22 protein-coding genes and 2 pseudogenes are annotated in these 22,931 nt (G+C 42.3%); 11 read left to right on the top strand and 13 right to left on the bottom strand.

Translation table 11 applies throughout. The features are described 5' to 3' along the window. Positions 1 to 98 precede the first annotated feature (98 nt). Positions 99 to 1,034 (bottom strand): manganese-dependent inorganic pyrophosphatase, encoded by a 936-nt coding sequence (locus tag P7J58_RS09825; protein WP_408556232.1) that lies wholly within the window; start codon positions 1,032 to 1,034, stop codon positions 99 to 101. Between the two features lie 137 nt (positions 1,035 to 1,171). Here P7J58_RS09825 and P7J58_RS09820 point away from each other — a divergent pair, with 137 nt between their 5' ends. Next, the gene (locus tag P7J58_RS09820; RefSeq protein ID WP_408556231.1) at positions 1,172 to 2,869 is read left to right on the top strand and encodes a M3 family oligoendopeptidase; all 1,698 of its coding nucleotides are present in this window, start codon (positions 1,172 to 1,174) and stop codon (positions 2,867 to 2,869) included. A gap of 28 nt (positions 2,870 to 2,897) precedes the next feature. Here P7J58_RS09820 and P7J58_RS09815 read toward each other — a convergent pair whose 3' ends face one another. Then, positions 2,898 to 3,245, bottom strand: coding sequence for a winged helix-turn-helix transcriptional regulator (locus tag P7J58_RS09815; protein WP_172025987.1), 348 nt, complete (start codon positions 3,243 to 3,245; stop codon positions 2,898 to 2,900). A gap of 246 nt (positions 3,246 to 3,491) precedes the next feature. Between P7J58_RS09815 and P7J58_RS09810 the strand changes: the two are divergent. The 5 genes and pseudogenes from P7J58_RS09810 (at position 3,492) to P7J58_RS09790 (ending at position 6,997) form a co-directional block, all read left to right on the top strand. After that, positions 3,492 to 4,026, top strand: a pseudogene (locus tag P7J58_RS09810) (NADPH-dependent FMN reductase). A 167-nt stretch (positions 4,027 to 4,193) separates the two neighbouring features. Beyond that, the gene (locus P7J58_RS09805) at positions 4,194 to 4,814 is read left to right on the top strand and encodes a thioredoxin (protein ID WP_408556230.1); all 621 of its coding nucleotides are present in this window, start codon (positions 4,194 to 4,196) and stop codon (positions 4,812 to 4,814) included. 15 nt (positions 4,815 to 4,829) lie between these two features. Then, positions 4,830 to 5,648: a cytoplasmic protein gene (locus P7J58_RS09800; protein ID WP_125064691.1), complete on the top strand. Its 819-nt coding sequence runs from the start codon at positions 4,830 to 4,832 to the stop codon at positions 5,646 to 5,648. Between the two features lie 3 nt (positions 5,649 to 5,651). Next, complete coding sequence (locus P7J58_RS09795) at positions 5,652 to 6,053, top strand: nuclear transport factor 2 family protein (RefSeq protein WP_024378104.1); 402 nt, start codon at positions 5,652 to 5,654, stop codon at positions 6,051 to 6,053. A 101-nt stretch (positions 6,054 to 6,154) separates the two neighbouring features. Beyond that, a complete protein-coding gene (locus P7J58_RS09790; protein ID WP_408556229.1) occupies positions 6,155 to 6,997 on the top strand; it encodes a VOC family protein in 843 nt (280 codons plus the stop codon). 189 nt (positions 6,998 to 7,186) lie between these two features. Here the strand turns inward: P7J58_RS09790 and P7J58_RS09785 are convergent, their stop codons facing one another. The 3 genes from P7J58_RS09785 to P7J58_RS09775 form a co-directional block, all read right to left on the bottom strand. Further along, entirely contained in the window at positions 7,187 to 8,329 is a 1,143-nt protein-coding gene (locus P7J58_RS09785; RefSeq protein WP_408556228.1) for a glycoside hydrolase family 3 protein, read from the bottom strand. Between the two features lie 21 nt (positions 8,330 to 8,350). Next, entirely contained in the window at positions 8,351 to 9,142 is a 792-nt protein-coding gene (pflA, locus tag P7J58_RS09780) for a pyruvate formate-lyase-activating protein (RefSeq protein ID WP_024401711.1), read from the bottom strand. Between the two features lie 120 nt (positions 9,143 to 9,262). Then, positions 9,263 to 10,600 (bottom strand): hemolysin family protein, encoded by a 1,338-nt coding sequence (locus tag P7J58_RS09775; protein WP_408556227.1) that lies wholly within the window; start codon positions 10,598 to 10,600, stop codon positions 9,263 to 9,265. 132 nt (positions 10,601 to 10,732) lie between these two features. Between P7J58_RS09775 and P7J58_RS09770 the strand changes: the two genes are divergently transcribed. Both P7J58_RS09770 and P7J58_RS09765 read left to right on the top strand, forming a co-directional pair. Then, complete coding sequence (locus P7J58_RS09770; protein ID WP_408556226.1) at positions 10,733 to 11,512, top strand: ABC transporter ATP-binding protein; 780 nt, start codon at positions 10,733 to 10,735, stop codon at positions 11,510 to 11,512. Between the two features lie 297 nt (positions 11,513 to 11,809). Next, a complete protein-coding gene (locus tag P7J58_RS09765; RefSeq protein WP_408556225.1) occupies positions 11,810 to 12,670 on the top strand; it encodes an LPXTG cell wall anchor domain-containing protein in 861 nt (286 codons plus the stop codon). Between the two features lie 20 nt (positions 12,671 to 12,690). Here the strand turns inward: P7J58_RS09765 and P7J58_RS09760 are convergent, their stop codons facing one another. Further along, the gene (locus tag P7J58_RS09760) at positions 12,691 to 13,245 is read right to left on the bottom strand and encodes a tRNA (mnm(5)s(2)U34)-methyltransferase (RefSeq protein ID WP_408556224.1); all 555 of its coding nucleotides are present in this window, start codon (positions 13,243 to 13,245) and stop codon (positions 12,691 to 12,693) included. 121 nt (positions 13,246 to 13,366) lie between these two features. Here P7J58_RS09760 and P7J58_RS09755 point away from each other — a divergent pair, with 121 nt between their 5' ends. From P7J58_RS09755 to nadE, 3 genes are all read left to right on the top strand, one after another. Then, positions 13,367 to 14,011, top strand: a complete 645-nt coding sequence (locus P7J58_RS09755) for a prepilin peptidase (RefSeq protein WP_408556223.1) — start codon at positions 13,367 to 13,369, stop codon at positions 14,009 to 14,011. A gap of 107 nt (positions 14,012 to 14,118) precedes the next feature. Continuing rightward, complete coding sequence (locus P7J58_RS09750; protein WP_408556222.1) at positions 14,119 to 15,579, top strand: nicotinate phosphoribosyltransferase; 1,461 nt, start codon at positions 14,119 to 14,121, stop codon at positions 15,577 to 15,579. Positions 15,580 to 15,591: 12 nt separating this feature from the next. Continuing rightward, positions 15,592 to 16,416, top strand: a complete 825-nt coding sequence (gene nadE, locus P7J58_RS09745; RefSeq protein ID WP_099806784.1) for an ammonia-dependent NAD(+) synthetase — start codon at positions 15,592 to 15,594, stop codon at positions 16,414 to 16,416. 41 nt (positions 16,417 to 16,457) lie between these two features. On the opposite strand, the gene trpB is transcribed toward nadE, so the two are convergent. The 7 genes and pseudogenes from trpB to rsmD form a co-directional block, all read right to left on the bottom strand. After that, positions 16,458 to 17,633, bottom strand: coding sequence for a tryptophan synthase subunit beta (trpB, locus tag P7J58_RS09740; protein ID WP_408556221.1), 1,176 nt, complete (start codon positions 17,631 to 17,633; stop codon positions 16,458 to 16,460). 607 nt (positions 17,634 to 18,240) lie between these two features. Next, positions 18,241 to 18,780: a VanZ family protein gene (locus P7J58_RS09735; protein ID WP_408556220.1), complete on the bottom strand. Its 540-nt coding sequence runs from the start codon at positions 18,778 to 18,780 to the stop codon at positions 18,241 to 18,243. Then, a pseudogene (rlmN, locus tag P7J58_RS09730) lies at positions 18,777 to 19,889 on the bottom strand (23S rRNA (adenine(2503)-C(2))-methyltransferase RlmN). The gene P7J58_RS09735 and the pseudogene rlmN overlap by 4 nt, the downstream one beginning before the upstream one ends. 8 nt (positions 19,890 to 19,897) lie before the next feature. Then, positions 19,898 to 20,539 carry a YutD family protein gene (locus P7J58_RS09725; protein ID WP_105105999.1) on the bottom strand — a complete coding sequence of 214 codons (642 nt, stop codon included), beginning with the start codon at positions 20,537 to 20,539 and terminating at the stop codon, positions 19,898 to 19,900. A 187-nt stretch (positions 20,540 to 20,726) separates the two neighbouring features. Then, positions 20,727 to 21,776: a SepM family pheromone-processing serine protease gene (locus tag P7J58_RS09720; protein ID WP_029179802.1), complete on the bottom strand. Its 1,050-nt coding sequence runs from the start codon at positions 21,774 to 21,776 to the stop codon at positions 20,727 to 20,729. Next, a complete protein-coding gene (gene coaD, locus P7J58_RS09715; protein WP_002939048.1) occupies positions 21,763 to 22,251 on the bottom strand; it encodes a pantetheine-phosphate adenylyltransferase in 489 nt (162 codons plus the stop codon). The genes P7J58_RS09720 and coaD overlap by 14 nt, the downstream gene beginning before the upstream one ends. After that, positions 22,241 to 22,780 carry a 16S rRNA (guanine(966)-N(2))-methyltransferase RsmD gene (rsmD, locus tag P7J58_RS09710; protein ID WP_014638485.1) on the bottom strand — a complete coding sequence of 180 codons (540 nt, stop codon included), beginning with the start codon at positions 22,778 to 22,780 and terminating at the stop codon, positions 22,241 to 22,243. The genes coaD and rsmD overlap by 11 nt, the downstream gene beginning before the upstream one ends. Positions 22,781 to 22,931: the final 151 nt, after the last annotated feature.

The following is a 22,931-nucleotide window of genomic DNA, read 5'->3' as shown; positions in this document are numbered from 1 at the left end:
TCAGCATTAAAACAGCCATTTTTCTCTAAAAACAGTAAAAAAGACAAACACCAAAACGATGTTTGTCTGCAATCTGAGCACCCGAAGGTGCTAGGTATTTATGCGTTAAACGCTTCAGTTAATTGTGGTACCACTTGTTTCTTACGGGAAACGGCACCTGGAAGGAAGGCGTGGTTGTTTTCCAACTTGAAGTTGAAGGCTGCTTCCACCTTGTCCATGTTGCTACCGAGCGCAAGGATTTCAGAGTTTGAGTTAACGATGTCTGTAATCATGAGGACAAAGTCAGAGTAACCATTTGCTGTTGATGCTGCTGTCATAGCTGCTTCGATTTCTGCTTGGCGTTCCAAGACTTCTGCAATGTCCACTGTGTTGACTTGGGCTACACGCACGTCATTTCCGTTCAAACCAAAGGTTTTTGCGTCGATGTCAATCAATTCTTCTGCTGACTTACTGGCAAGGTTGGTTCCTGCTTTCAAGAGTGCCAAGCCGTATTCTTCCAAGTTCACACCAGCAATTTCAGCCAATTCAGCTGCTACTTGTGGATCTGTTGCGTGAGTAGTTGGTGATTTGAGCAAGAGGGTATCTGAAATCAAACCTGATAGAAGAAGTCCAGCTACTTCTTTTGGAGGTGTCACACCATTTTCTTTGAAGGCACGGTAAACGATTGAAGATGCTGAACCTACTGGCTCCAAACGCATGTACAATGGGTTTGCCGTTTCAAAGTTTGCGACACGGTGGTGGTCAATAACAGCTGCTACTTCCACATCCTTGATGTCTGCGATTGATTGTTGGAATTCATTGTGGTCTGTCAAGATGACTTGGCTAACACCTTCTGCCTTAGCAGACTCAACCACGCGCGGTGCAGTAACACCAAAATAGTCAAGTGCAAACGCTGTTTCTTCATTTGGCGTTCCTAGAACTACTGCTTCCGCATCACGACCAAACACTTCACGCTCCAAATAAGCCCAACCGTATGATGATGCAATGGCATCTGTATCAGGATTTTGGTGACCAAAAACTAAAAATTTAGACATGTCTACAACCTCATTTTTCTAATAATCTCCTACATTTTACCATAAATAGAAAGACTTGTGAACATGGACGGGTCGAGATTTGCCAAACGTTTTCAAAAAGAGTAAGATAGAAGGTAGCAATACAAAAGGAGAACCTTATGAAATTTTCAGACTATACCTATGTTCGTCCAGATTATGAAGCTATTAAGGCTCAATTTTCTGACCTGACAGACCAGTTGGCTGCGGCTAGCGATTTGGAAACAACTCGTACACTTGTGGCAGCCATTACAAAATTACTCAACCTGGTCGATACCCAGTACAACCTCTGGATGATCCGTCATACTATCGACATGAACGATGAGTTCTACAATGAAGAAACCAAGTTTTGGAATGAATATTCGCCACTTTTTGAAGAATTGACCACCAACTACTACCGTGTCATTGTCCAGACGCCTTACAAGGCTGAGCTTTCAGACATTTTACCAGAAACTTTCTTCATGCAGGCTGAGAACAAGCTCAAGACCTTCTCATCTGATGTGATTCCCTTGTTCCAAAAGGAAAATGAATTGACCGATGAATACAGCAAACTGATTGCTGGTGCAGAGATTGATTTCCAAGGACAGACTTACAACTTAGCACAAATGGGGCCATTCGGTCAATCAACTGACCGCGAGGTCCGCAAGGCTGCTTCTGCTGCCACAACTGCCTTCTTTGAAAGTAAGGAAGCTGATTTTGACCGTGTTTACGATGAATTAGTAAAAGTCCGCACAGAAATCGCCCACAAACTCGGCTTCAAGGACTATGTGGAATACGGCTACCTCAAGATGAACCGTTTTGACTACAATCGCGACATGGTCAAGGTTTACCGCGAAGAAATCCTCAAACACATCGTACCGATTGTGCAAAATCTGCGTCAACGCCAAGCCAAACGCTTGCAGGTGCCAAGCCTGAAACACTACGACCTCAATCTTGAGTTCTTAGACGGCAATGCGGTGCCACAAGGTGACCCTGATTTTATCGTCAATCAGGCCAAAGACATGTACCGCGAATTGTCTGCAGAAACAGGCGAGTTCTTCGATTTCATGATTGAGCATGAACTCTTGGACTTGGTTGCAAAACCAGGCAAAAACAGCGGTGGCTACTGTACCTATATTCCTGACTTTAAGAGCCCATTCATCTTCTCTAACTTCAACGGAACCAGCGGTGATATTGATGTCTTGACTCACGAAGCAGGTCACGCCTTCCAAGTCTATCGTTCCCGTTGGATCCAAAGTCCAGAAGTTGTCTGGCCAACCTATGAAACCTGTGAAATCCACTCCATGTCTATGGAATTTATGACCTGGCCTTGGATGGACCGTTTCTTCAAGGAACAGGTGGATAAATACAAGTTTACCCACTTGGCAAGTGCCCTTCTCTTCTTGCCTTACGGTGTCTTGGTGGATCACTTCCAGCACGAAGTCTATGAACACCCAGAGATGACACCAGCAGAACGCAAGGCAACTTGGAAAAAATTCCAAGACCTCTACTTGCCAGACCGTGATTATTCCGAATCAGAAGCCCTCAACCGTGGTATCTTCTGGTACCGTCAGGGGCATATTTTTGCCAGCCCATTCTACTACATCGACTATACCTTGGCTCAAGTCTGCGCCCTCCAATTCTGGAAACGTACGCAGGTAGATCACGATGAAACAGCTTGGGAAGATTACATCCGCATCTGTGATTTGGGCGGAACCAAGTCCTTCTTGCAAGTTGTTGCGGCTGCAAATCTCCAATCACCGTTCAAGGAAGGCGCCCTTGAAAGCACCGCCAAAGCTGCTGCCGATTGGTTAAATGCAGTTAAGGATGACGAACTATAAAAGACAAAAATCTGAATGAGATTCAAACTCATTCAGATTTTTTTGCTTTGACAAATTCGATGTACTTATCCCCAAAAACTTCAATTTGCTCCAAAACCAACTTGAATTCCCGACCAATCTCGCTCAGTTCATATTCCACTTTTGGTGGAACTTGTGCATAAACCTTCCGAGTGATTAAACCATCATCTTCTAGCTGACGCAACTGCTTGGTAAGGGTTGCTTGGGAAATCCCTGTCAATCGACGGTGCATTTCATTAAACCGAATGGGACCTTCTTCGATATGATGTAGTAATAAGATACTCCATTTCCCAGATAATACACTCTGAGTGGTCACAAAAGGACACTCCGGAACCGTATGTTGTGTGAAAGTTGCCATAATTTCTCCTTTATTTTCCCTTGATATTACACATTACTTCACAAAAAGATAGTGACTATTCAAAAAAATCGTACTTGTAATATTTTTAGTACCTGATACAATAATACCATAAACTGCGAAAGCAGGAAAGTATTTTCTCAAAGGAGTTATACAATGAACATCAATTGCACTATATAATACAAAGGAGTCCCTATGTCACTAATCTCAGTTTTCAAAAATATATTTACAAAAAAGGAAGAAAAAAACATGAAAAACATTTTATTTATCGTCGGTTCACTACGTGAGGGTTCATTCACAAATGGCTAAACAGGCTGAAAGCATCTTAGAAGGTCAAGCAACTGTATCTTATCTTAACTATAAAGAAATCCCGCTTATGAACCAAGATCTTGAAACACCAGTCTTGCCAGCTGTCCAAGCTGCACGCGATGCGATTATGGCTGCAGATGCTATCTGGATTTTCTCACCAGTTTACAACTTTGCTATTCCAGGCACTGTGAAGAACTTGATTGACTGGCTCAGCCGTGCCCTAGACTTGTCAGAAACACGTGGCCCATCTGCACTACAAGACAAAATCGTTACTGTATCATCTGTTGCCAATGCTGGACACGAGCCAATGTTTGCTAGCTACCATGCTCTCCTACCATTTGTTCGTATGCAAGTCGTTGGTGAGTTTACAGGTACAACTGTCAATCCAGAAGCATGGGGAACTGGACAGTTGGTATTGTCAGAAGAAGCCATCGCTGGTCTGCAAGCTCAAGCTCAAGCCTTGTTAGAAGCTTAGATTCTACAGGTCAATATACATCCTTCTATGATCTTTATCGAGTTGAAGTTGATAAAATTGCAGAACTCTGAGATGTTGTTGTACCAATCGAGGAAGATTCCAAAACTTCCAATAGCAATGCTAAATTCTAATCAAAAACCAAGAAATCGAAATGAAAGAAATTTAATATGAAACTATATTACATCATCGATGCTTATTGTGGTTGGACCTACGGCTTTAACCACATTTTCACAAAATTCATGCAAGACCATTCTGACATAGAAATAGAGGTCATTAACGGAGGCTTGTTTGTCGGAGATAACAAAAAGAAAATGGCTGATTTCCAGCAGGCACAGACCATCAACAAACAAATCGAAAGCTATTACCAAATGTCTTTTGGCGATAACTACAATCAATTGTTTAAGGATACGGACTTTATCATGGATTCACTTGGTCCTGCTAGGGCTTACTCCGTTTTGAAAAACTACGTTGAACCACGCCAGCTTGCTCAGCTGACATTAGACATTCAAGCCTTATTTTTTGAAGATGGGTTAGACCTCAATCAAGCAGACAGTTACACCAGCCTAATCGGTACCTATCAGTTACCTACAAAGGCTATGGAAGAACTATCAAGCATCTTGAATCAACCAGAAAATCTACACCCAGACTTTATCAAGGCTTATGAAATGGGGGTAACCTCTTTCCCAACCTTGTTACTCGAAAAAGACGGAAACTTCTTTAATCTTATCAATAAAGTTCGTACAGTAGACGATTTGGAAAAAAATTTCCAAGCAGCTATTACGCAATAGAAAGGGCGACTATCTATGGAAAAACATTATAAGCTAGAAAATGGAACAGAATTACACATCTTTACAAATGATGAATCAAGTTTTATGGTTACGGCGACCTTAATCATTAAAAATGGCAAGGCTCTCCTTGTAGGTTCAGGGTTTAAACAATCAGAAGGAGAGCGAATTGTTCGCTATCTACAAGACGCGCAACTGACATTAGAAAAAATCTTTATCATTCAAGGGGATCCAGACTATTATTTTGCTCTTGAGCCTATCAAAAAATCATTCCCAGAAGTCATTGTCTATGCAACGTCTTATGTTATCGATCATATTTTAAAAACAGTATCAAAAAAATTACAGGTATGGGGAGACTCTTTAGGTAACCAAGCTCCTAAAAATATTATTTTACCAGCGCTCATTCAAGAATCTACATTAGAATTTGAAGGTGATAAATGGGAATTTTTCGGTAGTGAACCAAGTCAAATCAATCTTTGGAATGCAGAAACCAAAACCATTATTGGCGGTATCAATACCTTTAATCAAATTCATCTCTTCTTAGCAGATTCACAAACTACCGAGCAATTGAAAGCCTGGCAAGATCGATTAAAAGATATGAAGGCACTGGATGCCTCTCTCATTATTCCAGGTCATGCAGATAGTGAAAGTTCATTTGATTCTCAAGCACTTGATTTTTCAATCGCCTATATTGAAGTAGCAATCAAATTAAAAAAAGAAGTCAAAGACTCAGCTACTTTTATCGCTAAAATGAAAGAAAAATTCCCTAATCTTCGTAACGAGGCAGTCTTAGAATTGAGTGCTAAAGTCTTAACCGGTGAAATACCATGGGGGTAATGTATGTCAAAAAATCAATTATATAAAAATATTTTAGAAGAAACTTATCTAGCTACTGCTCAAGGTCGAATAGAAGATTTCAAGAGCCATTTGGCTGCTGATATCTCTTGGACAGAAGCTGCAGGCTTTCCCTATGCCGGTACTTATATCGGTCCAGATGCAGTGATTGAAAACGTCCATGCAAGACTAGGTTCTGAATGGACCAATTACAGTGCCACACCTGTTGATTACGCCTTTTCAGGAAACCGTGTCATGGTTTATGGCTACTACAAGGGAACCTACAACCTTACTCAGAAATCCTTTCAAGCAGACTTTGTCCATATTTACGATTTTAATGCTGAAAATAGAATTACACACTTTATCCAAATCGTAGATAGCGCACTTGTTGAGAGAGCTATGAGATAAAAATCAATTTTCAAAAGTCTATTCGTCACATATTACTTCACCAAAAGATACTAAGTAACTCGAAAATTCCTATAAATTGTATCAGAAAGTCAGGTATTTCCATGTACAATTCCCATTTTGAACTGGGTTATGTCGCCCTCAACGTCCGCGATTTAGAGCTTCAAAGCCTATTTTACCAGCAAGTCTTAGGTCTCCAAGTTCTCTCCCAAAGCCCCAACCAGATTGATCTTGGCGTTGGCCAAACCACCCTTGTCCGCCTGATTCAAACAGAGCAGAAAGGTGAAGTTAGCCACAGCTACGGACTCTATCACTTGGCCATTGTCCTACCTAGCCGTGAGGACCTTGGGACCATTTTCCGCCACTTTATTGACAACAAAGTTCCCCTCCAAGGTGCCAGCGACCACGGTTATAGCGAAGCCATTTACCTAGCTGATACAGAAGGCAATGGCATCGAGGTTTACCGCGACCTGCCACAAGATGCATGGGATGTTCGAGCTGACGGTCGAATCGTAGGTGTAACTGAGCCTATGGATGCTGAAACGATCTATGCTTTAGGGAAAAAAGCTGACGCAGCCTATCAGATGCCAGCTGGCAGTCGCATGGGGCATGTCCATCTATCTGTCCGAGAAAGCTCCGCTTCAAGCCGATTTTACCAAGAAGTCCTAGCTGTCGAGGATAAATTCTCCGTCCCATCTGCAGCCTGGCTAGCCTCAGGCGACTACCATCACCACCTAGCTGTCAACGAATGGGGAGGAAAAAATCTAGAAACCAGACAAGAAGGCATGCCAGGCCTTGCTTACTATACTGTCATCTATTCCAATCAAGAAGCTTTTGAAGCAACCTTGAATCGTGCCATTGCTGCAAACCTAAACCTTCAAAGACTAGACAATAGCGTAGCCTTTGTCGATGTGGATGGTATAAAAACTAAGCTTGTTTTAGAATAATACGAAAAGAGGCTGGGCAAAAAGACCAACCTCGCTTCTCAGGGTTCGTGTCAACATCTCAGCGCAGTGGTTGATTGGTAGATTTGTTCGTGTTTTACACTCCAAATCTAACCTAATCAACTGTGCGGGGGGCGGGAAGACGAACTCTTTTTTTGACCAGTCGAGTTCTTTCCCGCTCCCTTTCTTTGTTTATTTGATTAAGCCAAGATCATATTTCATTCCCAAAATCCGTTTGACGGATTGGTCAATCCGCTCCTCTGTTATAGTTCCAGCCTTTACTTGTTCGATAATATAAGGAATTTGACTGGCATAGCTTGAAGACAAAATCATATCTGTCCCAGCTTGAATGGTCTGCAAGGCACCTGTATCTTGATCTACAAATTGGACCAATCCCTGCATATCAAAATCATCCGTCATTATGACACCCTCAAAACCAAGCTCATTCCGAAGGATTTTATTGATTTCAGGTGAAATGGATGATGGGACATCATCAATGGCAGATACGATATTGTGACTGACCATAATGGAGTCAGCTCCTGCTTCAATACCAGCCTTAAACGGAAGAAAATCATTAGCCCGTAATTCTTCTAAACTACGGTTGTCATAGACCAAATCCGTATGCGAATCTGCATTGTCCCCATAACCCGGGAAATGTTTCAAGGTCGAAGTAAACTGTTCTTGCTTTAACAATTTGACCAATTGACCAATATAGTCTGCTGTGGTTTTCGCCTCCTGTCCAATGGTCCTGTCGTAGATAAAAGATGATGGATCGGTGGATAAATCCGCAACTGGGAAGAAGCCTGCATAGATTCCCTCTTCCTTTAAAAGACTGGTCTTCTGCTTGGCGTCCGACAAAATCGCCTCAATGCCGCCAGATTGGTACAATTCCAAAGGCGATGGAAAAGGTGTTTCCAGAAGTTGACTAATCCGAGTTACCGTCCCACCTTCCTCATCTGAAGCCATTAATAGCGGTACTTTTGAAAGTGATTGATAAGAAGCAATCTCTTCTTTAACCTGCTCCAGTGTCTTACCTTCAAAATCAGTTGCAAATAAGATATAGCCCCCAAAATGATAGGTTTCCAATGCCTCAGCTTGTCCTGCAGATGGCATCCGAGCAAAGATCATCTGTCCGACCTTTTCTTCTAAGGTCATCTGATCTAGATATTTTGCAATCACTTTGTCCCTAGCAGATATTTCTTGGCTAGATGATGTCGTTGCAACTTTGGTTTGCTCCTTTTGTGTTCGATCTCCCAAAAAGAACAAGCCTAACATAAGCCCAATAAACAAGAGACAAGTGATACTTGTCCCTAACACATTAAATCTTTTTCGCATCAATCTCCGACCTCTTCACTATTATCCCTTAATTCTATTCAAGTACTCCTGATAGGTTTCTGTCTCCATCAAGGCCTTTGCATTTTCCACTCGAGCCTTCGTTGGGGGCTTAGTCCCCTCTAGTGGATAGGGTCTGCCCAACTCACGCCACTTAAATTCACCAAGATTGTGATAAGGTAACACCTCAAAACGTTCGACATTTTTTAATGTTTTAACAAACTTACCAAGTTCAATCAAATCCTCATCTCGGTCAGTCAAATTTGGTACCAGGACATGACGAATCCAAACAGGCTTACCAATGTCTGATAGATATTGAGCACATTCTAAAATAGTCTTGTTACTATGACCTGTCACAATGCGGTGTTGCTCAGGATTCATTTCCTTAATATCAAGGAGCACCAAGTCTGTTACTTCCATAAGCTGACTATATTTTTCCAAGTAGCGTTCTGTCTTACGGAAAGTCAACGCACAGGTATCCAAAGTAGTGTGAATCCCTTTTTCTTTTGCAAGGGTAAACAGAGCAATTAAAAAATCAATCTGGATGGTTGCTTCACCACCTGAAACGGTAATCCCCCCTTCTTTTCCCCAAAACATACGAAAACGCAGGGCTTCATTCAAGACATCTTCTGCTGTTCTCTCAGTCGCTGCTGGATTGACCAGATCCCAAGTATCTGGGTTATGGCAATACTGGCAACGCATGTGACAGCCCTGCATAAAGACTACAAAACGTACCCCTGGGCCATCAACCGAACCAAAACTCTCTGTTGAATGAACCAAACCTGTCACTTTACGATAATCAATTTCTGTCATCATCTCATCCTCATCATTTTATAAGACTAGTATATCACAAAAATGAAAACGCTTCTATCATTTACTTTCTTTCTTTCATAACTATCATCTTCCGTAAGAAGAAAGCTAAAAGACTAGGTTGCCCTAGTCCTTATCAGCTTCTTCTTTCTCCAGTGGTGTAATCAAGAGTTTTAATTTTGTTACGCGACCATTTTTTACCTTGTCATTTATTAGTACCAAGTGTTGGTCCTTGCTGTCCACTTCGTATGTTACCTTTTCCTCTTGACTCGGTATAGTACCAACACCAGTTAGATAGTAGCCAGCGATGGTATCCACATCATCACTCTCTAGCTCGGTATCAAAATGCTCATTGAAGTCATTTAAGGTCATATTTCCTTGAACAATATAGGTATTTTCCGCGATTTCACGAACAAAAATTTCTGTCTTGTCCGTTTCGTCATCAATTTCACCGACAATTTCTTCCAACAAATCTTCCAAGGTAACCAGACCCGCAACTCCACCATACTCATCTAGCAGGATAGCCATCTGATTTTGGGTGTTTCGCAATGACGTCAACAAATCATCCACGAAAATCGTTTCTGGAACGAAGAGAGGCTCCTGCATAATGCGGCGGATGTTGAGATTGTCAAAGCCATTACTGAAAGCTTCTGACAAGATTTTCTTGGTATGAATCAGACCAATGATATTGTCCTTATCGCCATCATAAACAGGGATACGTGAAAAATTCTGCTTGAGGATGGCTGCCATGATGGTTGCTGTATCATCCTCAATATCCACCATGAAAGCATCCGTACGGGGAACCATTACTTCACGTGCCATCAACTCATCTAAAGAGAACACACCTTGAAGCATTTCGATTTCTTCGGCATCTAAGGTTTTCTCACTCTTTGTCAAAATATATTCAATTTCATCCCGTGTCATCTGCTCATCCGCATCATCAAAATTCATAGGAGTAATACGGCTGATAAGATTCGTTGCAGCAGATAATAACCACACAAACGGACTAACAATTTTCCCAAGGAAAATAATCACAGGTGCAGTGACTACCGCCAGATTTTCCTTCATATTCATGGCAATCCGCTTAGGATACAATTCGCCAAGAACGATTGAAACGAAGGTCAACATAGCCAGTGCAAGCCAGTATCCTGCGGTTTGCGCGGTTGTTGAATTCCCCATCCATTTGGCAAATACAGCTCCCAAATCATTAGCCAAGCTGGCACCTGAAAGGATGGAGATGAAGGTAATACCGACCTGAATGGTTGATAGAAAATTGTTAGGATTCTCTAAAACTTGAAGCAAGCGAATGTATTTCTTCTCACCGTCTGCGGCCTTTTGTTCCACTCGAGAACGATTGAGGGATACAAGGGCCATTTCAGAGGCTGAAAAGAAGGCATTGAACAGGGTCAATAAGAATAAAATTAACAGTTGTAAATAGATGGTCTGACTACCAGGGTCTTCCATGATGTTCTCCTATAATAAAATTAATAACATTTCCATTATACCACAAATTCTAAAATTTAACATATTTCTTGTTATAATTAGTCCCTCATGTCTGTTTATGTTACAATAATCAAAAGGAATAGGAGAGCAACTATGATTATTTCGATGAAGAATGTCCACTATAAACGACAAGGTAAAACTATTTTAGAAGACATCAACTGGGAATTTAGAAAAGGCGAGCGTTGGGCTATTTTAGGGCTAAATGGGGCTGGAAAGTCAACCCTCCTTCGTATTTTAATGGCTGAGTTTTGGAAGACCTCTGGTGACCTGACTGTTCTTGGAGTGGAGTTTGGTAAGGGAGATATTCCTAGCCTACGCACTAAGATTGGGGTCGTTGGTTCTTTCCTTGCCGAACGCTTTCCCATTGATTTGACAGCTGAGCAGATTGTCCTGACTGGAAAGTACAAATCCTCCATCCTCTATCGTGAATATGGACAAGCAGAGCTGGACCAGGCTATTGAAATGCTGAAAACAATCAAGGCTGACCATTTGATAGGTCGGACCTATGCTAGTTTGTCACAGGGCGAGCGCCAACTCCTACTCATTGCCCGCAGTTTGATGGAAGAACCAGCTATTTTGATTTTGGACGAGGCAACTGTCGGCTTGGACCTACTGGCTCGTGAACGCCTGCTCCAGCACATCGACCACATCTGCCAACTCCCAACAGCTCCTGCCATTATCTACGTCACCCACCACGCAGAGGAAATCACTGATAATTTCACTCATGTCCTCCTGCTCAAAGATGGCAAGATCTTGGCCCAGGGTGTAAAACAAGATATCCTGACACCTGAACTCCTCAGCGATTTTTATGGCAATCAGGTGGAATTGATTGACTTGGGTGAGGGAAGATTGTTCATTAAGCCCATACTGTAAACAAAACTATCTCTTCTATACAGCACTTCACTTGTGAATACAGGTTCTGAAAAAATCCTTAGACAGCCAAGTGTATAAGCACAAAGTAAGAACTATTTTTCAGGTTCTTACTTTTTTATCCCTCTTGAACAAAAATACTTGACAAGGTGCTTTTTTTTTTTAGTATACTAATAGGTGTACTTCGGTACAAAACTCTTTCGTCATTCCTGTACTTTCTTGATCAATCCTACAGCCTTTATAAGGATTGAAACAGGAGATAGGTTGTATGACAATCACTATTTTTTGGAGGTCATCTACATGAACAAAATTGTCAAGTATAGTATTACACTTACTTCTCTTGCTGTCTTAGGAGGGGTATCACCTCTTAGTACTCAACTAGTTGGACCAGAAACAATTGTCTATGCCAATAATCCGACACAGACTGAAACCAGACAAATAAGAATGGTCTATAAAGATAGCGAAAAGGCTGAGTATATTGGGGAAGTCAGCTATATTAGCTTGAAACCTGGCGAAACCTATACCTTTACTGCACCTGAACTAGCTGGTTATGAATTTGTAAGCCTTGACTATGCAGATGCCAACTATTGGACAGAAGGAGTCATCGTCAGCGGTACAAAAGAACAACACTACCGAAGTAATGTTGGTACTCTAACACTCGCCTACGAAGACATCGTCCCTGTAATTGAGGCCGACAAGAGCTATATCCCAATTCTATACATAAACTACAAAGAAGTCGTAGCTACCAATCCTGATAGTAACAGTGAAACAGGAGAAACACTTCCAACGGATAAGGAAGAAACGATTCCTACCGACACCAGCAAGAGCCAGATAAGTACGTCAAGTAAGGAAACGACTACCGAAACATCTGCTTCTAGTCAAAGTACAAACACGGAAACAAGTTCAGCTACAGGTAGTGAGATGCCAATCAAGCATGCAGCAGATGACAAAACAGTGAATACTGGTAAAGCTGAGAAAAGAAACACGGAAACTACTGGTAGCGAAACATCTATCAAAACAGGTACTTCAAGTAAGAAAGAAAGCACAGAAAAGAAAACTCTCCCTAAAACGGGACAAGAGTATTCTTACCTTCCTCTACTCGGAATCACTGGTCTCAGTCTTATCGCAAGTACCTATCTTCTAAGAAGAAAAAGCAACTAATACTCAATTAAAATCCAGCCCTAGTTTGAGCTGGATTTTAATCGTTCTACCATGACCAAAAACGGTGGGGTATTGACTTGGTTAAGTGGTTTGTAGAGCATGGCTGTAAAGACGGTTTGGTCTAGCTGGCTGATAAAGTCTAAGACTGCATCCTTCTCAAGAGCTCCGCCCTCGTGACCATAGTAAATCATGATAGCCAAGCGACCTCCAACCACCAGTCGCTCTAGGACTTTCTCAATGGCCTGAAGGGTAGTTGTAGGCAGGGTAATGACTGACTTGTCCGCCGAAGGTAGATAGCCCAGATTGAAAATCGCTGCCTTGCATTCCTCTACATACTGGTCTAGGTTTTCGTGTCCTGTCAAAACCAATTGGGCATTGGTCAAGCCAGCTTTTTCTAGTTTTTCAGCCGTTGTGGTCAGGGCTTGTTCCTGAATATCAAAGGCCACAACTTTTCCTGCTCGTTGGGCTAGAAATAGAGTGTCATGGCCATTTCCCATAGTCGCATCGACCGCTAGGTCTTGGTCAGTTAAAATCTCATCTAAAAAGGCATGGGCCATGTGTAAAGGTCTAAGCATACTTTCTCCTAATTATCGTCAATACATAAAATCTATCACATCTAGTATAGCATAATTCCCTACTTCAAAAAAATTTTTAAATAATCTTCCATTTTCTTATCCCTTTTGCGAACAAATAGGTATGAAGACAATTATCCTATTTTTCCTTGGAGCTTCTATCGGCTCCTTCTTGGGATTGGTCATTGACCGTTTCCCTGAACAGTCCATTATCGCCCCCACTAGTCACTGCAATGCCTGCAAGCGACGGCTCAAGGCCTGGGACTTAATTCCAGTCCTATCCCAGCTTTCGACAAAATCCAAATGCCGTTACTGCAAGGCGAAGATACCTTATTGGTATCTGGGACTAGAATTCTTAGCTGGTCTAGTTGTCCTGCTCTGCCATTTTCAAGTCCTAAACCTAACCGAAACCATTCTCATCTTAGCAGGACTAGTTTTGACCATTTACGACATCAAACATCAGGAATATCCTTTTGCTGTCTGGCTCATTTTTACTTTTATAGCTCTGGTACTCTCCCAGCTCAACTGGCTTTTCTGTGGCTTTTTACTCTTGGCCTATCTGACTGAAAAATGGCAAATCAATATTGGTTCTGGTGACTTTCTCTATCTAGCAAGTTTGGCCTTAATATGTGGATTTACAGAACTCCTCTGGATTATCCAGATTAGTTCCCTCCTAGGGCTTCTTGTCTTCGCCATTTTCAAACCCAAGTCTATTCCCTACGTACCACTCCTTTTTCTTTCAAGTATTCCTATCATTCTGTGCATCTAAATCGAGTTTTTCTCGATTTTTTTGTTATAATAGAAGGCATATTAGAGTTCAACTCCATCAAAATAATTGGAGTGCCTCCTTGATCGGAAGGCAAAAGGAGAAACGTTATGACACTATTTAAGGATGACAGTTTAACCCTGCATACCGACCTTTACCAGATCAATATGATGCAGGTCTATTTTAATCAAAACATCCACAACAAACATGCCGTATTTGAAGTCTATTTCCGTTCACAACCTTTTAAAAATGGCTACGCTGTATTTGCCGGTTTGGAACGCGTTGTAAACTACCTCAACAATCTCAGCTTTAGCCAGACAGACATTGACTATCTGACAGAACTAGGTTATCCGCAGGATTTCCTTGATTACTTGTCCCAATTGGAAATGACTCTCACTGTCCGTTCGGCTAAGGAGGGCGACCTGGTCTACGCTAACGAACCCATTCTTCAAATCGAAGGACCATTGGCACAATGCCAACTAATCGAAACTGCTCTTTTAAACATTGTCAACTACCAAACCCTAATTGCCACAAAAGCTCGCCGTATCAAGGCTGTCATTGAAGATGAGCCCTTGATGGAATTTGGTACTCGCCGTGCCCAAGAAATGGATGCTGCTATCTGGGGTACACGGGCAGCCTTTATTGGTGGAGCATCTGCGACTTCCAATGTTCGAGCTGGCAAAATCTTCGGCATCCCTGTCGCTGGTACCCATGCCCACGCCTTGGTTCAAACATACGGAGATGATTACAAGGCTTTCAAAGCCTACGCTGAAACCCACCATGACTGTGTCTTCCTCGTTGATACCTATGATACGCTTCGTATTGGTGTTCCAGCAGCCATCAAGGTTGCCAAAGAAATGGGAGATAAGATTAACTTCAAAGGGGTTCGGATTGATTCAGGCGACATGGCCTATATTTCCAAAAAAGTCCGTCAACAGTTGGACGAGGCAGGCTTTACGGAAGCAAAAATCTACGCGTCCAATGACCTGGATGAAAATACCATCCTCAACCTCAAAATGCAAAAAGCCAAGATTGATGTCTGGGGAGTTGGTACCAAACTCATCACCGCCTACGACCAGCCTGCCTTGGGCGCTGTCTACAAAATTGTATCCATCGAAGATGAAGATGGAAATATGCGTGACACCATCAAGCTGTCTTCTAATGCGGAAAAAGTCTCCACTCCTGGTAAGAAACAGGTTTGGCGCATCACCTCCAAAGAAAAAGGGAAATCAGAGGGGGACTACATCACCTTTGCGGACACTGACGTCACACAGATGGATAATATCTATATGTTCCATCCAACTTACACCTACATCAATAAAACCATCGAGAACTTTGATGCACGTCCTCTCCTAGTTCCTATTTTCGAAAAAGGAAAACAGGTCTATGAACTTCCAAGCCTAGCGGAAATTCAAACCTATGCCAATCAAGAATTTGATAAACTCTGGGATGAATACAAACGCGTGCTCAACCCACAGCTCTATCCAGTCGACTTGGCACAAGATGTTTGGGATAATAAGATGAACCTCATCAATCGTATTCGCAAACAAACTCAGACCAAATCCATCTAAGAAAGGTATGTTATGACCCTACAGGAAACAATCATCAAAGAATTAGGTGTCAAGCCAAGCATTGACCCAAAAGAAGAAATCCGTCGCTCCATCGACTTTCTCAAAGATTACCTGAAAAAACACCCATTTTTGAAAACCTATGTCTTGGGGATTTCTGGTGGACAAGATTCGACCTTGGCTGGTCGTTTGGCCCAGCTGACTATGGAAGAAATGCGGACGGAAACGGGTGACGATTCTTATCAATTTATCGCTATCCGCCTACCTTACGGCGTGCAAGCTGACGAGTCCGACGCCCAAGCAGCCCTAGCCTTTATTCAACCAGATGTCAGCTTAACCATCAACATCAAGGAATCAACAGATGCCATGGTGGCGGCTGTCAATGCAAATGGGCTTGCTATGTCTGATTTTAATAAGGGAAATGCTAAAGCCCGCATGCGCATGATTGCCCAGTATGCAGTTGCCGGCGAACGCAAAGGAGCTGTGATTGGAACCGATCATGCAGCTGAAAATATTACCGGCTTCTTTACCAAGCACGGTGATGGTGGTGCAGATATCCTGCCCCTCTTCCGCCTCAACAAACGCCAAGGAAAACAGCTTCTAGCTGAACTAGGGGCAGATGAAAAACTCTACCTCAAAGTCCCTACTGCGGACTTGGAAGAAGACAAACCTGGCCTTGCTGACGAAGTCGCACTTGGAGTGACTTACGAGCAAATCGATGACTACCTAGAAGGCAAAACCATCGACCCTCAAGCCCAAACCATTATCGAAGGATGGTGGAACAAAACAGCCCATAAACGCCACCTGCCAATTACTATTTTTGATGATTTTTGGAAATAACAAACATCCCCTGACGATATGCAACCGTCAGGGGATTTCTTTTATCTATTCTCCAAATAATCCGCAATCGCTGCGACATCCTTGTCTCCTCGACCGGAAACATTGATAATAATGATTTTATCTTTATCAAGTTGTGGTGCTAATCGAATTGCTTCTGCAATCGCATGAGACGATTCAATAGCTGGAAGAATTCCTTCTGTACGACTTAAGGTCAGAAGGGCATTAACAGCCTCATCATCTGTTGCTGCGACATACTGAACTCGACCAGTTTCCTTATAGTAGGCATGCTCTGGTCCAACACCTGGATAGTCCAAGCCTGCAGAAATGGAATAAACAGGTGCAACTCCACCATTTTCATCAAAGAGGGAGATTGTCTTCATACCGTCAACCACACCAACTGTTCCCTTAGTCATAGTCGCCGCATGCTGTTCTGTATCAACACCTTTACCAGCCGCTTCTACACCGATAAGCTTGACTGACTCATCTGGTAAATATTGAGAAAATGCACCAATGGCATTGGAACCACCACCTACACAGGCAATGACATAGTCTGGCAAGCGACCTTCTTTTTCCAAAATCTGACGACGAGATTCAACACTGATAATCTTCTGGAATTCATGGACAATGGTTGGATAAGGGTGTGGTCCAACTGCAGAGCCCAATACATAGAAGGCATCCAAATCAGCCATCCATGCACCAAATGCGGCATCAACGGCCTCTTTCAAGGTTTGCGTTCCATCCGTTACAGCATGAACTCGCGCACCCATCATCTCCATACGGAAAACATTGAGGCGTTGGCGTTTGACATCTTCAGCTCCCATATAGACATCGCAACCCAAGCCAAATCGTGCCGCAACAGCAGCCGTTGCTACACCGTGCTGACCAGCACCAGTTTCTGCAATCACTCGAGTTTTCCCCATACGTTTCGCCAGAAGAATCTGCCCCAATACATTATTCAATTTATGGGAACCCAAGTGATTCAAATCTTCCCGTTTGAGATAAATTTTGGCACCACCTAGCTCTTTCGTCAAAGATTCTGCAAAATAGAGGGGTGTTTCACGACCTGCATAATCCTTTAAATAGCCTTGGTATTCTGCAATAAACTCTGGATCATTACGGTAGGTTTCAAACGTTTCTTCCAATTGGTCCAACAAAACCTGAATTTGCTCTGGTACAAAACTACCACCAAATTGTCCAAAATAACCTTTTTCTGCCATATGCTTTCCTCTTTCTATTTTTTAATAACTAAAATATTATGATATATTATTTCGTTCTTGTTTTACCTAATTGCTTCGCCATCGTTTCATCTTGATTACCTCGTTTTGTTAATAATTGTCAAAGTAGATTGCTTTTAGATTAGGAACGGAGGCGCAGACATAACTCAAGTTAGGCAAGCCGAACGTGACGCAATATAAAAGCAATCTACGAAGACAACAAGGAAAAAGCCCCCGCAGGAAAAATAACCTGCGAGGGCGTCAATGGACACGGTGCCACCTCACTTATAGACTCGACTAGAAAGTCCATAACTCTATCTCCTCTAACAAGGAGTCGCACGATAAGGGGTGCGGACCGAATTCTCATTGTTTCGAATTCACATACCCAAACATAGATAAAACTGTTTTATACCACTCATTACTATATTTGGCATCAGCCCATTTCATAAACCACTAGCATCTATTTGCACCAACCATAGACTCTCTTCAGCTAAACTGTTTATTACTTCTTCTGATTACATAAAATTATACGCCACAATTCAAAATAGGTCAAGTATTTTTTTGAAATTTTCTAAAAAATTTGAAAATTCATTCAATGACACCTATCTTTCTATCTGTCATCTTTTGTTCTTGATAATAGGATGCCAATTCCTTTTTGAAGATAGGTAAATAATAGATAGGCCAAGACACCACCAAGCGTATTGGTCCAGAGGTCATCCACTTCAAACACACGCCCCGCATCGAGCAGCAAGTCTAACAAGAGCTGGGTAGACTCGATAAACAAGCTCATACAAAAACTATAGCGAGTAACTGCTCGAAGGCTCCGCCATTCTTCCCGAAGAAATAAAATAAGGAAAACAAGAGGAAAGAGCAGAAAAATATTGGTAATATTTTGCAGGAAAATCCAGCCTAGGTCCGCCAGACTGTCCACCTTATCCCCATTGACAATGCTGTTGAATGGGGTGGGCAAGAGATAGAGCCGTCCAATCTGAATAATTCCTGGTGTGGAAAAGGTTTTGTATTGAGGATACCAAGACTGAGGTAGGAAACAGAGTAAAACAATAGCCAGAGCATAGGCTCCAGCTAAGGTCTTACAAATCTGTCTTCCTAGCTTGGTCAAGTTTCCATCTACTTGGAAGAAGGTTCTCATGCTCGAATACCTGCCTTGGCTTTTGCGGCTGCAATACGAGCACGCGCTTTTTCACGGTCCTTTTTGAGGGTATTGGAACGCAATTGACCACAAGCTGCATCGATATCTGTACCATGTTCCTGACGAACGACACAGTTGACCCCGTTTTTCTTCAAGACATCAAAGAAAGCCAAGGTCCGTTCTCTAGTTGAACGGCTGTACTGGTCATGCTCACTTACAGGGTTGTATGGAATCAAGTTGATATAAGACAATTTACGGATGTTCTTGGTCAAATCAGCCAATTCCTGAGCTTGTTCCACTCCATCATTGACCTCGTTGAGCATGATGTATTCAAAGGTCACACGGCGGTTGGTCACCTTGATATAGTCCTCAATCGCTTCAAACAAGACTTCGATTGGATAGCGACGGTTGATGCGCATGATGCTGGAACGAAGGTCGTTATTTGGCGCGTGAAGGGATACTGCCAAGTTAACCTGAACTCCCTCGCGGGCAAAATCACGGATTTTCGGTGCCAAACCAGATGTTGACACTGTGATGTGACGAGCCCCGATTGCCAAGCCCTTGTCATCATTGACCACACGCAAGAAGGTCATAACATTGTCGTAGTTATCCAATGGCTCACCAATCCCCATAACAACGATATGGCTGACACGCTCATTCTGGTTACGCTCATCCAGGTATTTCTGCACCAACATAATCTAAGCCACGATTTCACCGCTGGTCAAGTCCCGTTGTTTCGGAATCAAACCAGAGGCACAGAAGGTACAACCAATATTACAGCCAACCTGGGTTGTCACACAGACTGAGAGACCATAGTGCTGGTGCATGAGAACTGTCTCAATCAACATGCCATCTGGCAATTCAAAGAGATATTTGATCGTTCCGTCCTTGGATTCCTGCACAATCCGTTGTTTGAGTGGATTGACCACAAAGTTTTCTTCCAACTTTTCAATCAAAGACTTGGGCAAGTTGGTCATTTCCACAAAGGTTTGGACACGAGAACGGTAGAGCCATTCCCAAATCTGTGTCGCACGGAATTTCTTTTCTCCATTTTCTAAAATCCAATCCACAAGATTGGCTTGACTAAAGGCATAAATTGATGGTTTCATATTTCTCCCTATTTCTGGCGGATAACAAAGTTACGCTTCACTTCATTCATCTCACGCTTGCTCTGCTTACGCTCACGTTTTTGAGAACGCTCCGTTTGACTCGCCTTAACACCAGCATTCTTCACAGTAAAATGACGCTGTTCCGACTGTTTGTTCTGCTGCTTCCCCTTTTTCTGACGGTCATTGCGATTATTTTTGTTTTCTTTTGGCGCAATAGGCTCCGTCCGCTGTTGATTTCTGTTGCGATTGCGAGAACGACTCCGCTTGCGACGCGGTCTGTCCTCCTCCTCAGCAGGCAAGTCTTGTGGATTCGGATTGGCTAAGACGAAATAAGCACAACCAAAATTACAATACTCCGTCAAATAGTCGTCCAAGCGGCTGATTTTTAAGTCTGATTTAACATTTTTATCGTCTGTATAGAATCCCCTTAATCTCAGCTGCTCATTGCCCCAATCTCCCACGATATAATCAAACTTGAGCATGAGTTGTGAAAAACGTTGACCAAAAATCGTCTGGTCAAAAGCATTCTTGTAATCTTCCAAAAGGTCCAATTCAATATTTTCAGATACAACCTTATCTCCGACACGAGCAAAACTCGGACCAGGGTATTTATTATAGTTATACATTTCAGGTGAAATTTCTTTTTTCATTTGTCCTCCTATCTTATAAAATCTTCATACGTAAAAATCATTTGATTAATAATCTATCTGGTCAGAATCTAAATTCTCACACTTAACCTTATTATTATAACACGATTTATCTGGAAATTCTTCTACTTTACCATTTAGGAGAAATTTCTGACAATTATAATATTATTCTCTAACAAAAAAGGACGATTTACTCGCCCTTTGTTTTCTTCAAATAATCAATAGCCTCTTGAACAGTTTTCACAGGAACTACCTCAATATCCAATCCTGCTTTCTCCGCAGCTTCCTTAGCTTCTTCATAGTTCGTTTTAGCCTTTGGATCTTCCTTCAAAACTTCCACATCAACTGGATTGTTTGGTACGAAAAAGATACTTGCACCAGCCTTGGCTGCAGACAAGACTTTCTTGTCTGCCCCACCAATATCACCAACACTACCGTCTTGCTCAATGGTCCCTGTACCAGCAATCACGCGCCCATCACGTAAGGTTGGGTCAGCTAATTGCGTATAGATGGCAAGGGTAAACATAAGACCCGCACTTGGACCACCGATATTGCCAGTTTGGAAATCAATTGGGACGGAACTTTCCACTTCCGTATGGTCTACAAGAGTTATCCCAATCCCGTTTTTTCCGTTAGAGAGCTTGATAATCTGACCGTCCGCAGATTTCTCCTGACCAGCGCTAATATAACCAACTGTTACATCACTTCCAAGTTCCAAACCACTCACATATTTAATCAAATCAGGAGAAGACTCAAATGTTTTTCCATTGATACTCACAACAGTGTCGGCAATATTAAGAACTTTTTTAAAGGTCGAATCATCCGCCAAGGCAAGTACATAGACACCAAAGAAATCAAGATTGACTTCTTTTCCTGCCAAGGTCAGACCTTGGTACTTCGCCATATTTTGCGATGTCTCCATGTAAAACTGTGCTATACGGAAATACTCTTCATTGTCGGCCCCTCCTGTCATCTCTTCAGAGGAACGAACTGTCGTATAGGGATCAAACTGAGCAGCGAATAGTTGTAAAGCTGTAGCTTGTTGGACTGATACATAGGTGAAGTTGTAAGAGCCATCCTCTTGGTCTATTTGATTGTTCACCGTTAGTACCTGACGAATATCAGCAGCTCCACCTGGACTTTCCAGATAATAAGGCAGACGAACAAAAACGGCAAACCAAATCAAAAGAGTTCCTAAAACAATAGATGCAATTAGGGTTAACTTCCTATTTTTCTTCATTCTTTCTAATCTCCTCACTAACAATTTCTGGAACATAAGGGCCTATGTCCTGTTTGAAATACAGCAATTCTCGAACCTGGCTGGATGATACGAACTTAAGCTCTGGCTTGGCGATCAAATAAATAGTTTCCAAATCTGGCGCCAACTGACGATTGTAAAAATCAAAACTTGACTCGTATTCCAAATCGGTCGCATTACGCAATCCTCGGACCAAATGTGTTACTCCATAGCGCTTAGCTACATCGACTACCAATTCATTTTCAGACAGAACGACCTCGATATTCTCCATTCCTACAAAAAGCTTCTCCAAAATGGCTTTTCTCTCCAAACCTGTCAAGAGTCCTGCCTTTTTAGGATTGGTAAAAACTCCCACATATAATTTATCAAATAGTCCACTCGCTCGTTCAATTAAGTCCAAGTGTCCATTGGTAATGGGGTCAAATGAGCCCGTAAACAATCCAATCTTATCTGACATATACTGTTACCTTACTAATTCCGTAGAGTTTCTCTTTCCATATCCCCAGCTCTGCTATTTCCTCCGGAAGAGAGACCGCCTTATCCGTTTCGCAGACTACCATAACATCATCTGCTAGTAAGTCACGGCGACAAAGTTCTGTTATCACATCTTCAATTTCCTGCTCTGCATAAGGAGGGTCCAAGAATACCAGGTCGAAAGGCCCTTCCACACTGTTCAAAGCCTGTCTAGCTTCCATTGCTAGAAGCTGAAATTTATCTGCTTCCTTAGTCATTGCAATATTTTCACGGATAATGGCTTGTGCTCGTCGATCTCGCTCAACCAGAACTGCTGACTCCATGCCACGAGATATAGCCTCGATAGATAAACCACCACTGCCAGCGTACAAGTCAAGAACTCTCCCCCCCTCAAAATAGGGACCAATCATATTGAACATGGCTCCACGGACCTTATCCGATGTCGGTCTGGTTGTTTTTCCATCTAACGTTTTCAGTGGTCTTCCACCATAGCTTCCCGATACAATTCTCATAAGGTATATTATAGCAAAAAATGAAGCTCGTTGCTGAAACCAAGTGCACTTCCTGCTTTCCTTTTTGCACCAACTCCCGACTTTATCACTTTATTTTTCCACGATCCGCTTCAATCGCTTGATAGAATTGGATTTTTTAAGTATTTTTTGT

This window comes from Streptococcus suis, from assembly GCF_046032535.1.
Taxonomy (GTDB): domain Bacteria; phylum Bacillota; class Bacilli; order Lactobacillales; family Streptococcaceae; genus Streptococcus; species Streptococcus suis_AK.
Note: the sequence above shows the minus strand (reverse complement) of the source record. Positions and strands in the feature narration are given on the sequence as shown.